10 protein-coding genes are annotated in these 12802 nt (G+C 73.6%); all 10 read right to left on the bottom strand.

The window, feature by feature from the left end; translation table 11 throughout:
• Positions 1-13: 13 nt before the first annotated feature.
• A complete protein-coding gene (locus PV682_RS06085; RefSeq protein ID WP_319724769.1) occupies positions 14-2185 on the bottom strand; it encodes a vWA domain-containing protein in 2172 nt (723 codons plus the stop codon).
• Between the two features lie 220 nt (positions 2186-2405).
• A complete protein-coding gene (locus PV682_RS06080) occupies positions 2406-3488 on the bottom strand; it encodes a hypothetical protein (protein ID WP_319724767.1) in 1083 nt (360 codons plus the stop codon).
• Positions 3485-6508, bottom strand: coding sequence for an AAA domain-containing protein (locus PV682_RS06075; RefSeq protein WP_319724765.1), 3024 nt, complete (start codon positions 6506-6508; stop codon positions 3485-3487). The genes PV682_RS06080 and PV682_RS06075 overlap by 4 nt, the downstream gene beginning before the upstream one ends.
• Entirely contained in the window at positions 6502-8127 is a 1626-nt protein-coding gene (locus tag PV682_RS06070; protein WP_319724763.1) for a phosphorylase family protein, read from the bottom strand. The genes PV682_RS06075 and PV682_RS06070 overlap by 7 nt, the downstream gene beginning before the upstream one ends.
• Before the next feature lie 132 nt (positions 8128-8259).
• Positions 8260-9507 carry a cytochrome P450 gene (locus tag PV682_RS06065; RefSeq protein WP_319724761.1) on the bottom strand — a complete coding sequence of 416 codons (1248 nt, stop codon included), beginning with the start codon at positions 9505-9507 and terminating at the stop codon, positions 8260-8262.
• 22 nt (positions 9508-9529) lie between these two features.
• Positions 9530-10306, bottom strand: coding sequence for a thioesterase II family protein (locus tag PV682_RS06060; RefSeq protein WP_319724759.1), 777 nt, complete (start codon positions 10304-10306; stop codon positions 9530-9532).
• 20 nt (positions 10307-10326) lie between these two features.
• Positions 10327-10509, bottom strand: a complete 183-nt coding sequence (locus PV682_RS06055; RefSeq protein ID WP_319724757.1) for a hypothetical protein — start codon at positions 10507-10509, stop codon at positions 10327-10329.
• 93 nt (positions 10510-10602) lie between these two features.
• Positions 10603-11352 (bottom strand): SRPBCC family protein, encoded by a 750-nt coding sequence (locus tag PV682_RS06050; protein WP_319724756.1) that lies wholly within the window; start codon positions 11350-11352, stop codon positions 10603-10605.
• Between the two features lie 8 nt (positions 11353-11360).
• Positions 11361-12584 carry a cytochrome P450 family protein gene (locus tag PV682_RS06045; RefSeq protein ID WP_319724754.1) on the bottom strand — a complete coding sequence of 408 codons (1224 nt, stop codon included), beginning with the start codon at positions 12582-12584 and terminating at the stop codon, positions 11361-11363.
• A 1-nt stretch (position 12585) separates the two neighbouring features.
• Entirely contained in the window at positions 12586-12798 is a 213-nt protein-coding gene (locus PV682_RS06040; RefSeq protein ID WP_319724752.1) for an MbtH family protein, read from the bottom strand.
• Positions 12799-12802: the final 4 nt, after the last annotated feature.

Genomic DNA, 12802 nt, shown 5'->3' with positions numbered 1-12802 from the left:
TCCCGCTGGCGGTTCACAGGTCGGGGTGGCCGACCTCGGAGGCGTACGGCGACCAGGTGTCCGGGGGCGGCGAGGGCGTGCCGTCGACGACCTTCAGGACCAGGTCGGCGCCCGCGCTCACGCCTTCGCCGGGCCGTACGGTCACCGGTTCGTCGGTACCGCGCCGCAGTTGGGCGTCGCCCTCGGGGGTGCGGCGCATGGCCCACTCGCCCTGCGCGGAGCGCCGTACGCGGGGGCTGTCGCCGTCGTCCTCGACGTCGAAGCGGTACCAGCCGCCCCGGCCGTCCAGCACCGGGTGGGTGGCCAGTTCGCGGCCCCAGGGGTCCGCCAGGACGAGCGTGCCGCGCGGGCGTGCGGCGCGCCTGCGGGTGTGCAGGCGCAGGGCGGCCCAGGCGGCGGCGAGCAGCAGGAGCAGGGCCGCGCCCGCGGCGACCCACGCCCACGGGTTGGCCTTCTTGCTCACCGAGACCGTGTCGAGGAGCTGGTCGTCGAGGACGGTGCCGGTGTCGTCGGTGACGACGATCTTGCCGCCGAGGGCGGTGGGGTCGGTGCGGACGCGGAAGCCGAGGTGGTCGCCGACGGTGAGTTTCACCGTGGTGCGGTGGGCCTCCGCGCCGGGTGCGACCGTCACGTGGCGCGGGGTGAGGGTGAGCCCGGTGGCCTTCGTGTCGGCGAAGGCGAGGGTCAGGGTGCGGGGCTTCGTGTCCGTGTTGGATACGGTGAGCTGCGCCTCGTGCGTGTCCCCGGGGTGCAGTTCGGCGCCGCCGAGGGCGAGGGCGGCCTCCAGGGACCTGCCGGGGGTGAAGACCGCGGCGGGCTGACTGCGTACGTCGGGCTGGAGGCCGACCGCCATGACCTTCGACGTGAACAGGAGCGCGCCGGACGCCTGCCGGGGCACGGTGACGGTGCCGGCGAACCTGCCGCGGCCGTCCCCGGCCAGCGCGAACGGCACCGGCCTCGCGATGCCCTCGCCACCGAGGGTGCCGGTGACCGTGATGCCGCGCAGGTCGCGCGGGTCGGGCACGGACTCCTCGCGGGTCAGGATCGGCACCCGCATCTCGACCTTCGCGCCGGGCGCGGGCGCGTACTCGCTGAGCGAGATCGTGGAGCGCACCGCGCCGTGCCACAGCACGCTGACGCTGGCCGCCTTGTCCCGGTGCCCCTCGGGCGCGTCCAGCGCGACCTTCCACCTCCCGGGCAGGGGGCGGGTGACGCGCAGCGACTCGGTGGCGGTGCCCTGCCCGGTGAACGCGTACGTCGAGTCCGCGTCCCCCGTACCGGGCTCGACGGGCCTGCCTCTCGGGTCGTAGTACTTCACGGTGACGGCCGGGTCGCCCTTCTCGACGACGATCGTGCCCTCGGTGGCCAACGGCGAGATCCGGACGGCGAGTTCGCCCGGCGGGCGCTTCGAGCCGCCCTCGTCGCGGTAGTAGCAGCGGGCCGTCGCGAAGGCGTCCTGGAGGGCGCCGCTGATGCGCTCGGGGCCGTCGGCCATGTGGGGGCGGGGGCGGGCGTCCTTCAGGTTGGCGCAGCCCGCCCGGTAGCCGGCGTCGGCCATCTTCGTGAGCGCGTTCTCGTCGGCCCTGCCGAAGCCGAGCGGCCAGATCTGCACGCGCGCGGCGGCGGCCTCGGCGAGCGCGTCCGCGAGGTCCTTCTCCGCGGCCTCCTGGGCCGTGACGGCGTCCAGGTTGCGGTACTTGAGGCTGTCCTTCACCTCCAGGACGCCGTCCGTCATCAGGAACAGGACGCGCGGGTCGGTGTCCGGCGCGGACCGCAGGTCGGCGACGGCCTGCCGGATCACCTCGATGAAGTCGGTGCCCGCGCCCTCGTTCTGCTCGCGCCGCCGCAACCGCCCCGCGCAGTCCGCCGTCCTGGCCCGCGCCAGCGCGTCCAGGGCGCGCGCCGGGCACACCTTGTCTACGGCGGTCTGGCCCTCCTTCTCGGCGCTCGCGAAGCCCAGGACCTCCAGCGTGGAGCGGTTCGACGGCTCACTGACGGCGATCGCGCCGACCGCCTCACGCTCCCGGCCGACATCGGCGGGGTCCAGGCTGCCGGACTGGTCGACGGCCACGACGTAGTGGACGGGGCGGTCGGCGGCCGGGGCGGGTGCGGCCTGCGCGGGTACGGCTGCTGCGGGAATGGCGAGCGCGGCCGTGGCCGCGCACAGTACCCGTGAAATGGTCAATCTCGGTGCTCCCCTGAAATCGAGCATGGAATCGCGTGTGGAATCGCGTCACCTCAGGAGGCACCCCTCTCCCCAGGGGCACCTCCGTGTGGACGTTCACGCTATTCCCGCCGGACAGCCGACGTGTCTGATTTCCATAAGAGCGTGGCGAATTAGTTGCGGAGAGTTCGATTGGAAATCGATCAGTGATTGACCGTGTTCTTTTTTCGATTTCCGGTGACTATTTCTGACCGGGTTGGACGTCCAGGAGCGCGGCAAACCGGAATTCCTGTAGGCGCAGGGTCTCGGCGTCGCGCGGGCGGGCCGCGCCGAACGCGTCCATGCGGCGGCGCAGTTCGCGGCGGCGGGCGCGGGGGTCCTCGCACCAGAGCTGGAAGAAGCCTCCGGAGCGCAGGACGACGACCGAGCCGAGCGGGGGCAGGTCCGCGTGGCCGGCGTCCTGCGCCCACGCGTCTTCGGCGAGGCGTACCCGGTGCAGGCCGTCCGGGTCGCGGTAGGGGCGGTGGTCGGCGAGGGTGTGGCGGCTCAGCCAGCGGCCCGCCTCCTCCTCGAACCGGTTGCGCGCGTCGCCGCTCGCCACCGCGAGGGCGCTGACGCAGCCGGGGGCGCCGTCCAGGGCGCGGCTCAGCACGGGGTCGGGTTCGCCCCGGTGGGGGCGGGTGCAGACCAGGTGGCGGCCGTCGGCGGTGCGGACCACGTGGGCCAGGAGGTACTCGACGTCCCAGGCCAGGGCCTTCGGGTCGGACACGCCGGGTTCCGCGAGGGCCTCGGCGGCCTCCGGGCGGAAGGGGTCGGGGGCGAGGAGCGCGGGGGGTGAGGTCCAGGTGTCGAGGGGGGACGGGCCTGCCGGTCCCCGTTCGGCGTAGCTCTCGGGTAGGGGGGTACCGGTCCAGGCGTCGAAGTGGACGATGCGGCGGTCGCCGAGCTTCACCGTGTACATCTCGCCGGCTTCCAGGGAGCGTTCACCGAGGGGGGTGAGCGCCAACTCGCCCTGGTGGTCGGTGAGGTGGCCGACCGCCGTGAGGTAGGCGAGGGCCTGGCGGGTCAGCGCCGGGTCCAGGGCGAGGAACGAGGCGAGTCCCTCGGGAGTGGTGACCCCCGCTTCGGCGACGGCTCTGATCAGGTAGCGGTCGATCAGCTGGTACGGCTCGGCGGCCGTCACCCTCGCCTCGACCTCCACCCGCCACACCGGCAGCAGGAGGTGGTGGACCGACTCGGGGGCGGCCCTCAGGTGGAACGCCGCGTGCTCGACGGCTCGGGCGGGCGGGAAACCGAGGGGGTTGTGGCGCTGGCGGGGGATCATGCGGTGCGGGCTCCGAGGCGTGCTTCGAGGTCGCGGGACGGCAGCGACTCGCCGACGTCCGCCGTGTGTTCGCGCAGGGCGCGGGCCAGGTCCCGGAAGCCCTCGTCGGTGGCCCGGGTGAGGGTGTCGAAGTCGCCCACGAGGATCAGGCGGCGCCGGGCCCTGGTGAACGCGACGTTGGCGCGCCGGAGTTCGTCCAGGAAGCCGACCTCGCCGGACGGGTTCGACCGGGTGAAGCCGTACAGGACCACGTCCCGTTCGCCGCCCTGGAAGGAGTCGACCGTCGCGATGTCCCCCGTGCCGGGCGGGAGGTCCTTCAACAGGTTGCGGATCAGGGCGGCCTGGGCCCGGTAGGGGACGATGACCGCCCACTCCTCGTCGTCCGCCGTGCAGCGGCGGGCCAGGGCGGCGAGGAGGTCGGCCTCGGCGCGGTTGACGCGGGAGCGGGGGTCGCCGCCTTCGGCGCGGTCGGCCGGGGGGAGGTCGCAGGTGTCGATGAGGGCCAGGGGGGTGCGGAAGAGGGGGCGGGGGGCGGGCCAGTCGGGGTGCGGGGGTTTCGGGGAAGTGGTGGCGGGACGGCGGGGGTCGCCGGGGCGGCCCGGGTTGCCGCGGGTGGTGCCGGGCGCCGGGGCATCCGGGGTGTCCGGGGTGTCCGGGGTGAGCAACTGGCCGTCGTAGAACGCCTTCGAGCAGAAGTCGGCGATCTCGCGGGGCATGCGGCGTTGGGTGCGCAGGGGGGCGACGGCCGTGTCCGGGAGGTGGTCCTGGAGGAGTTCGAGGATGCTGCGTACGGTCAACTCGGCGGCGTCCGGGCCGTGTTCGGCGTGGACCCGGGAGACCGTCTCGTCGTCCGCGTACGGCGGGAGCTGGCGGTGGTCGCCGACCAGGACCGCGCGCGGGGCACGCACCAGCGGGACGAGCGCGTCGGCCGTGGTGATCTGGCCGGCCTCGTCCACGACGACGAGGTCGAACTCGACGCCGGTCAGCAGCTCCGGTCCGGCGCAGCCGCTGCTGGTGGCGCCCACGACGTGGGCGTACCGGACGAGTTCCGCGTGCAGTTGGCCGTTCGCCGCGCGCACGTCGTCCCGCCACTGCGCGAGGACCGTGCGGCGGGCCGCGAGGAGGGGGTGCGCGGTGCGGGTCCAGCGGGCGAACTCGTGCAGGTCCCGCGGCGCGTCGCCGACGGGGGCGAGCAGGGCGCGGCACGGGGCCTCGGCGTACTCCGCCTCCTTCCGCCAGCGGGTCACCTCCCGTGCGGCACGCTCCACGTTCTCGCGCTGCTCGTGCACGGCGGGGTGGTCGCGGGTCGCCTCGTCGAGCGCGTCCTCGGCGGTGCGGCGCTCGCGTGCGGCCTGTTCGACGGCCTCGTCGTAGACGGCCAATGCCTTTTCGGCGCGGGCGAGTTGGCGGCGGCGCCACCAGTTCGGGCGGGGGCCGGTGTCGTCGGCGTGTCCGGTGTGCCCGGTGAGCTGTGTGAGGCGTTCCAGCCGGTCCGCCGTACGGGCCCTGCGGTCCAGGGTGCGGGCCAGGCGTACGGCGCTGCGGTCCAGCCGCAGCTGCGCCGGGCCCGCGACGCCCCGGCGGGCCTCGTCCAGCGCCGCCCTCGCGTCCCGCTCCCGCTCCCGCGCTGTTTCCAGGGCGCCGACGGCCTCGCACAGCGCCTTGGGCCAGCGGTCGGCGCCGGGGCCGCCCGAGGTGTGGGCGGAGAGGCGGGCGCCGACGCGGTCCAGGATGCCCTGGCGGAGGTCCGTCGCGCGGTGGTCGAGGAGGAGGTGGCGGGCAGCGGGGTCGACGCGGTGTTCGGGGCCGACCCTGAGGGTGACGAGGTCGGCGGGGAGGCGGGTGAGGACGTTGTCGACGGCGGTGTTGCTGTGGGCGGTGAGGAGGACCCGGTGGCCCGACTCGGCTGATGCGCGGGCGAGTTCGGTGATGACGGTGGTCTTGCCGGTGCCGGGTGGGCCGATGATGGCGCTGAGGTCCTGGGTGGTGAGGGCGGTGTGGAGGGCGGCCTGCTGCCATGGGTCCAGGGCCGGGGTGGGCGGCGTCGCGGGAGGGCTGCCCTTGACCGGCGTCGAAGTGTCTCGCCGTGTACGGGTGTTGCTCCGGCCCCGCAGGGTTTCGCGGGGTTCCTTGTCCGTGCCCGGGCGGGGGGCGCGGGTGCCCGCGAGGATCGGGAGGAGGTGGGGGTTGCGGGTGTGGCCGTCGCGGAGGGCGGTGAGGGCGTCGGTGCGGCGGGCGTGCACCGTGGTGTTCTCGACGCGCTGCAACTCGCCCTGCTTCGGGAGGTGTTGCCAGTCGACCGGCCGGTCCAGGGCCAGGGTGAGGCGGGCGCCCCGCTGGTCGACGGACAACACCTGGCCGCGCAGGGCGGGTTCACCGGCGACCCTGAGGACCTCGTCCTCGGCGGGGACCCGGCGGCCGTGCAGGACGAACGTGTACGTCGCGCGGTGGGCCGTCGGGAGGACGTCCCGGTACGTGAACGGCCGTGCCGCCGCCGCTCGTTCGCGTTGCAGCTCGTGTTCCGTGTCGACGGCCTTCGTGAGGAGGTCCAGGTGGCGGGCCTCGCGTTCGTCGGGGGCGCGGTGGCCCTTCGTCGCGATCTCCTTGCGCAGGAGGTCCCATTCGACGGTGAGGCGGTCCCAGTGCGTGTCGGCGTGGCCCGGGGGTGTGTCGCGGACGGTCCACGCGGTGGGGCGCAGCAGGAGGCAGCCCCGGGCGAGGCGGTGGTGGTCGTCGAAGCGGAGGGGGGTGACCGTACGGACCTGGTAGCCACGGCCGTCCGGCGCGGGGACGAGCAGCGCGAGCCAGCCCCTGCCGTACAGGGCGAGGGCCTGTTGGCGTCTGCCGGGCGGGGGGAAGGTGGCGGGGGTGGTGTCCCTCGCGGTGAGGTCGGCCTCCACCTCCTCGATCGTGCCGGGGAGATGGGGGTGGTCGCGGCGGAGGCGGGCGAGGATGCCGTCGAGAGAGCGGGAGGGGGTGAGGACCAGGGGGGTGGGGAGGTCCAGGGTGCGGGTCAGCATGGGGTGGGATTCTCGGTGAGGGCGGCGGCGGATCGGCGGAGGCGGTCGGCGAGTTCGGGGGCGGTGGGCCGGGCGGCGGGGTCGGGGCCGAGGGCGGTGCGCAGGAGGTCGTCCAGCGGGGTGGGAGCGGTCGGGAGGTAGGTGCGCAGCGGGAGCGGGCGGGTCGGTGCGGGGGGTGTGCCGGTGAGCAAGCGGTAGGTGAGGGCGGCGAGTTGGTGGATGTCGGTGGGGGGACCCAGGTGCGTGGGGCGGTAGGTGGCGTACTCCTGCTCGGGAGCCCGGTAGCCCGGGTGTCCCTCGCCGGGGTGAGGGCGGCGGAAGGCGGCACCGAGGTCGCGCAGGCGCAGGGAGTCGGGTGTGAGGAGGAGGACGGTCTCCGGGGACAGGGCGCGGTGGGCCAGGCCCGCGTGGTGGAGGAAGGCGAGGGCGTCGGCCAGGCGGGCGCAGGCTTCGAGGAGCCGGCGCTGTGCGCCACCGGGCAGGGGCAGCGCGTTGAAGGCGTCCGCGACGGTCGGGGCCGGGCGCCCTCTGCCGTAGCCGGCGAGCGGCCAGGTGAGGGCCAGCAGGGTGGTGTCGCCGCGGGCCTCGTAGATGCCGCGCGGCGGCAGTTCCCGCCAGGTGTTGTGCGGGGCACGGGGAAGGAACTCGTTCTCTCTGCGCAGCGCTTCCCGCCCCTGGCCGCGCCCTTCGGCCTTCCGCAGCCACGCGAACCGGGCCATGGGGCCGAGGCGCAACGCCCGTCCCCAGAAGACCCCGTCCTGTTCCCCGAGTTGATCGGCCTCCAGCAGGAATCTCGCCTCCGCGACGCGCACGGAGGCCCCCGCCCGCCACCCACGCGGTACGTCCACCCGCGCTTCGATCACCTCGGGGACGTCCTGCTCTTCCTCCTCGCACTCCAGCTCCCGCACCACCGCCACCGCGAACGCCGCCGCGTTGCGCGCCCCCGCCTCCTCGCCGGCGCGCGTCCGGTCCCTGATCCCGCGTACGGTCACCGTCGGCCACCCCTGGTGCATGTGCGCCGCCTGGGCCAGCCCCGCGCTCTCGGTCTCGACGGCCAGCGCGTCTTCGTAATGCCGGCGCAGCCGCTCACGGAAGGGGGACCTGTCCCCCTCAAGGACCACCTCCCCGGCGACGACCGGTCCGAAGCGGACGGCCGGGGCGCCCTGCCCGCGCCGCCAGCGGCGGTGGGCCGCGGCGGCCGACTGCCGTACCTCGTGGGCGAGTTGCCAGCTCTCCGGCCGGGCATGGAACCCGTCGTCGGTGACCTTGGCTCCGTGCACCCCGTACACCTTGGTGGCGACCACCACGTCCCCGACGGCGACATCCGCGCGCAGCGCTCCGGCGAGGCCGACGAACATCACGAGCCGGGGGCGGAACCGCTTCACCGCGTGGGTCGCGACGACGGCCGCTCCCCCGTTCCCCGTACCGATCTCCGCGAGAGCGACCCGCCAGCGTGTCCCGTCGATCCAGCCGAGCCGGTACACGGTACCGATCCCGTCGCGGGCCGAACTCTCCCGGTCTCCCGCCAGCAGTCTTTCCACCGCGTCGAATTCGACGTGCGACGTGGTGAGGACGACGACCGTGGGGCCGCCGTCCTGTTTTTCTCGCGCGTTGGCCACGCCTGCACCCCCTCGACCCGGACGGTGGACAGCACGGCCACTTTAGTCACGGTACGGAGAGGCCAGGAAGAAATTCGGCAATCCCCGGGGTCCGGCCGAATTCGCACAGCCGAGCCCTTTTCTGTTTTTCCGTCAGACCAGCACCCGCAGCTCCGGAAGTCTCGGCGCGGTTCCCGGGATGACGTCCCGTTTGAGGCTCTCCGGCCCGCCCGCGAGCCGTAGTTGGGGAAACCGTTCGAGCAGGACGCCGAGCGCGACCTCGCAGTGCACCCGGGAGAGCCCGGCGCCGACGCAGTAGTGGATGCCCTGCCCGAACCCGAGGTGTTCCTCGGTCCCGGCGCGGGTGATGTCGAGCCGGTCCCCGTCGGGGAAGCGCCGGGGGTCGCGGTTGGCGGAGACGAGGACGAACTGCACGCAGTCCCCCTTCCGCACCCGCGTCCCGTGCAGGTCGGCATCCTGCGCGGCGAGCCGCATCCGGACGACGATGTCGGGCCCGCACCAGCGCACGAACTCCTCGACCGCGCGCGGCATGAGCGTCATGTCGTCGCGCAGGAGCCGGAGTTGGCCGGGGTGGGTGAGGAGTGCGGCGAGGCTGTTGATGAGGAGTTGGGCGGTGTTGTCGTAGCCGGCCATGACGACGTTCATGACCATGGCGACGGCCTCGACCTCGTCCAGCCCGCGGGCGAGCCCGCTGAGGAGGTCTTCGCCGGGGGCCCGGCGGCGTTCGTCGAGCAGCCGGGTGATCGTCTCGATCAGCGGCGGCGAGGACGCGCCGAGCCGTTCGGGGTCCATGGCGAGGATGTCGTCGCCCCAGCGCCGGAAGACGGCCCGGTCCGCTTCGGGTACGCCGACGAGTTCGCAGACGGCGGTGAGGGCGGAGGGGAAGGCGAGGCCCTCCACCAACTCCAGTGTTCCGTCCACCGAGTCGGCGAGCGCCTCGGTGAGCAGGTCGTGGGTGATCCCGGCGATGCGGGGGCGCAGCGCCTGCATGCGGCGGGCGGTGAAGGTGCGGGCGACGGCGCCGCGCAGCCGCGTGTGGGCGGGCGGGTCGGCGTCGAGGGCGGAGACGAGGAAGTACTTCCGCATCTCCTCGGGCAGGTTGAGCATGTCGACGAGGACGCGGCGGGGGTCGTCGCCGGTGTGTCCGTCGACCTTCTCCGGGGTGTGCACGAAGCGCGCGTGGTCGCGCAGCCCCTCGCGGACGTCGTCGTAGCGGGTGACGAGCCACACCGGCTGCGTCTCGGTCAACCAGCCGCGTACGACGGGGCCTTGCTCGCGGATGACGCCGAAGGAGGCGGCCGGGTCGGCGAGGAAGCCGCGGTCGAGGAGGAGGGGTTCGTTCGGGGGGCGGCGGGTGGGGGTGTCCGTCAGGTCGGTCAAGGGGTGCTCCAGAGCGGGGAGTTCAGTGCAGCCGGACGGCGATGTCCTGGACGAGTTCCGCCTCGTGGGGGACGAGGAAGAAGTGGTCGCCGGGGAAGGTGCGCAAGTCGTAGCCGCTGGTGGTGAGTTCGGACCAGGCGTGGACGTCGGCGAGGGGGCAGTGGGTGTCGTCGATGCCGGTGTAGGCGGTCACGGGGGTGCGCAGGGGGATCGCGCGGGGCGGGCGGTAGGTCTCGATCAGGCGGTAGTCGGCGCGCAGGGCGGGCAGGAGGAGTTCGCGCAGCTCCGGGATGTCGTACACCTCGGCCTGGAAGTCGCCGAGTCCGCGCACGGTCGCGATCAGTCCGGCCTCGTCGTCGGGGTCCACTCCGGCGGGGCGGGCGCGGTGCGGGGCGGCCCGGCCGGAGGCGTACAGCCGCTCGGGGCGCACGCCGCGCCGTTCCAGCCTGAGGGCGACCTCGTAGGCGATGGCGGAGCCCATGCTGTGGCCGAACAGGGAGACGGGGAGGTCGAGCCGGCCGGCCAGGGCCTCGGTGACGGCGTCCGCCATCGCGGCCATGTCCGCGATGCAGGGGTCCATCAGGCGGTCCTGGCGGCCGGGGTAGCGGACGGCCAGCACCTCGACGTCGTCCGGGAGGTGGGCGCTCCAGCCGTGGAAGAACTGGGCGGTGCCGCCGGCGTGCGGGAAGCAGATCAGCCGGCGGCGGGGCGGCCGGGCGGTGCGGTGGGCGCGGAACCAGCGGTCGGCGGTGTGCTGCGGGGGCGGGGCGGGGTGCCGGGTGGGGGCGAGGTGGGGCATGGCGGTGCGGTGCCTAACTGCTAGCGGAACATGCCGAACTGACGTGACGTCAGCAGCGAGAGGAAGTACGGGAGTTTGTCGACGGCCCGCTTCGGGACCTGGACGGACTGCACGGTGCCGTGGGTGCGGTCGGTGACGACGAGGGTGAAGACGCCGTCCTGCTCGACGAGTTCGGCGGAGTAGACGAGGGTCTGGGTCTGCATGGGTGCGCTCCTTTCGAGCTGGTCTTTCAGCTGGACTCTTCAGCGGGCCGTTTCGACTCAGGGAGTCGTTTCGGCTCAGGGGGTCGTTTCGGCTCAGGGGGCCGTTTCGGCGAGCCACGTGTCCCACGCGGCGTCGTCGGTGTCCGGGGCCGGCGTGAACAGGTGGTGGCCGACCCACAGCGGCCAGTCCCAGCGGGCCCCGTTGAAGAAGCGGTACAGGCCGTCGGGGCCGCGCAGTCCGAGGAAGTCCCCGTCCCGGTGGTCGACTTGGACCTCCACCGGACCGCCGGGCAGCAGGGCCACGACCACGTCTCCCGCCGCGGCCCCCGGCGGCACGCCGAGCCTCTCCCGTACCGCGTCGAAGGCGTCCGGCGACGTGGGCGGCCCGGGCCTGGACGCCTTGACGTACGTGGCGGGGCGCCCGTCGAAGTGCCGCAGGTACTCCGCGAGGCTGTGCTGGTAGAAGTCGACGTGCCGTTCGGCCGCGTCGGCGCGGGTGTCCCAGCCGTCGTCGGGGGTGCCGGTGTGCACCCAGTGGATGCCCATCCGCAGCAGGGAGCCGTCCTCGTGCGGCTCGACGCGGTAGCTGAGGGTGTTGGTGAAGCCGTCCACGTCGGGGGTGCGGCAGGCGAATTCGTGCGGCGGGTCCCAGGCGACGACCGTGGAGGAGCCGCGCGAGACGGCGCCGCCGAGGCGGGGTTCGACGTCCATGGGGTACAGCCAGCCGACGTTGCCGTCGGTGGTGGCGACCGCGCGGAAGACGCGGTCGGGCGTGCAGGGCAGGACCTGTTCGCGGGTCACCTTCAACTCGCGGGTGGGGGTGAGTTCCTGAGTCTCGGTCACCTCGGTGGTCACTTCCTCGAGTTGTGGGTGACGGGCAGCGCCGTGAGGCGGCGTTGCAGCGGGTTGGGGCGCCAGTCCAGCTCGTCCGGGCCGACCGCGAGGCGCAGGCCGGGGCAGCGGGCGAGGAGGGTGGAGACGGCGATCTCGGTCTCCAGGCGGGCCAGCGGGGCGCCCAGGCAGAAGTGCGGTCCGTGGCCGAAGCCGAGGTGCCGGGGGTGGGCGCGGGTCAGGTCGAGGCGGTCGGGGTCGTCGTAGCGCCCGGGGTCGCGGCCCGCCGAGGCGAGCAGCAGGTAGACCAGGTCGCCGGGGGGCAACGTACGGCCGCCCAGGTCGAGTTGCTCGGCGGCCACCCGGACGATGGCCTGGCTCGGGGTGTCGTACCGGACGAACTCCTCCACCGCCTGGCGGATCAACTCCGGTTCGGCCCTCAGGTGTTCGAGCTGGTCGGGGTGGCGCAGGAGGGCGAGGAGGCCGTTGCCGACGAGGTTGGTGGTGGTCTCGTCGCCCGCCGTGATCAGCATGAAGCAGGTGGAGAGGACCTCGTGGTCGGTGAGCCGGTCGTCCTGCGCCTGCGCGGTGACCAGGGCGCTGATCAGGTCGTCGCCCGGGTCGGCGCGGCGTTCGCGGGCGAGGCCGGTCAGGTAGGTCTCGAAGGCGTCGACGACCTTCTCGGCCTTGTCGATGTCCTCGTGGATGCGGCCCAACCCCCGGAACCACTCCTTGACTTGGGCGCGGTCCGTCTCGGGGATGCCGAACAGTTCGCAGACCACGGCGTGCGGGAGGGGTGAGGCGACGGCGGCGAGCGCGTCGAACGTGGACCCGCCGGCCTCGTCGATCAGCCGGTCCACGACCCCTTGGATCCGGGGCCGCAGCTCCTCCACCCGCCGTGCGGTGAACGCCTTGTTGACGAGTTTCCTCAGGCGCGCGTGGTCCGGCGGGTCGGTGTTGCTCATGACGCGTCCGAGCCGCGCGACGAGCCGGCTCAGCTGCCGCATCCGGCCGTCCTGCGCGACGAGCGCGCCGGTCATCCGGTCCTTGTCGTTCGACAACCGCAGGTCGCCCAGGGCCTGTTCGACGTCGTCGTACCGGAAGACATACCAGATCCCCTGCGCCGTACGGTGGATGGGATCGGCGCCGCGCATGCGGGCGTAGAAGGGGTACGGGTCCCGGCGGAAGGCGTCGCTCGCCATGGCCGCCGGGTAGTCGAGGGTGTCGGTGGGGGTCGCCGTCATCTCAGGCGTCCATGGCTTCCACGAGGCTCTTGGGCCGCATGTCCGTCCAGTGCTGCTCGACGTGGTCGAGGCAGGCCTGGCGGGTGTCCTCGGGGTGGGCGACGGTCCAGCCGTCCGGGACCTCGGCGAACGCGGGCCACAGCGAGTGCTGGCCCTCGTCGTTGGTGAGCACCAGGTAGCGGGCGGTGTCGTCCTCAAAGGGGTTGGTCGACATGGCG

It is taken from the genome of Streptomyces niveiscabiei (assembly GCF_033794345.1).
GTDB lineage: Bacteria > Actinomycetota > Actinomycetes > Streptomycetales > Streptomycetaceae > Streptomyces > Streptomyces niveiscabiei.
This window is presented reverse-complemented; position numbering and strand designations above follow the sequence as displayed.

Excerpts from the sequence above, each read along its gene's own strand:
- PV682_RS06080 (WP_319724767.1), bottom strand. The coding sequence starts at position 3,488 with ATGATCCCCCGCCAGCGCCACAACCCCCTCGGTTTCCCGCCCGCCCGA.
- PV682_RS06075 (WP_319724765.1), bottom strand. The coding sequence starts at position 6,508 with ATGCTGACCCGCACCCTGGACCTCCCCACCCCCCTGGTCCTCACCCCC.
- PV682_RS06060 (WP_319724759.1), bottom strand. The coding sequence starts at position 10,306 with ATGCCCCACCTCGCCCCCACCCGGCACCCCGCCCCGCCCCCGCAGCAC.
- PV682_RS06055 (WP_319724757.1), bottom strand. The coding sequence starts at position 10,509 with ATGCAGACCCAGACCCTCGTCTACTCCGCCGAACTCGTCGAGCAGGAC.
- PV682_RS06045 (WP_319724754.1), bottom strand. The coding sequence starts at position 12,584 with ATGACGGCGACCCCCACCGACACCCTCGACTACCCGGCGGCCATGGCG.
- PV682_RS06040 (WP_319724752.1), bottom strand. The coding sequence starts at position 12,798 with ATGTCGACCAACCCCTTTGAGGACGACACCGCCCGCTACCTGGTGCTC.